Origin of the sequence: Neobacillus paridis, from assembly GCF_016765675.1 — a bacterium.
GTDB classification, from domain to species: Bacteria; Bacillota; Bacilli; order Bacillales; family Cytobacillaceae; genus Neobacillus; species Neobacillus paridis.
Genome location: NZ_JAESWB010000076.1, coordinates 1 through 596, shown reverse-complemented (window position 1 = coordinate 596; position 596 = coordinate 1). Strand labels below are relative to the sequence as shown.

Here is a 596-nt window from a genome sequence, read left to right as displayed (position 1 = left end):
ATCACGGCGATGCCGAAGCCCTGCGGCATTGGCAGCACCACGTCGGCCAGCCGCGCTTCGGCGCGCGCCGCCTGCAGCAGCGTGCCGCCATGCATGCGGTCCAGGCCCGCGCCCACGCCGCGCGCGGTGGCGCAAGCGTCGAGCAACAGCACGCCGCTGCCGGCGCGGGCCAGCGAGGCGCCCAGGTTCAGCAGCGTGGCGCTCTTTTCATGGTCGGGCGTGGCCGACAGAAAGGTCAGCACCCGCGGCGCCGGTTTGGCGACCATGCGGCGCAGGCCCTCGGCCTGGTCGATGCGGATGCTAGCCAATGGACACCTCGCGCAGCGACTGGTCATTCATCATGCGGGCGGTGTTGCCGATCACCAGCGGCAGTTCGTCGTCCTGGTACTGGAACGGCCCGGTCTCGCGTTTCATCTTGAAGGCGCGGTCGATCAGGAAATTGGGGCGGGCCAGGTGCAGGTCTTCCGGCACCCGCTGGCCGTTGGCGATGTATTGCAGCTGCAGCTTCTGGCGGATGATCACGTCCAGCACGCTGCCGATGGTAGCCGCCTCGTCGAGCTTGGTAATGATGGCGCCGGCCAGGCCGTTGCCCTTGT

General features: G+C 68.6%; 1 protein-coding gene and 1 pseudogene. Both read right to left on the bottom strand.

What is annotated here, in order from left to right; genetic code table 11:
* Positions 1 to 308 (bottom strand): P-loop NTPase family protein (locus JK635_RS27990; RefSeq protein ID WP_202653064.1); only part of this gene is annotated, 308 nt, incomplete at its 3' end.
* A pseudogene (locus JK635_RS27985) lies at positions 301 to 596 on the bottom strand (hypothetical protein); the annotation flags it as partial. The pseudogene JK635_RS27985 and the gene JK635_RS27990, both read right to left, overlap by 8 nt.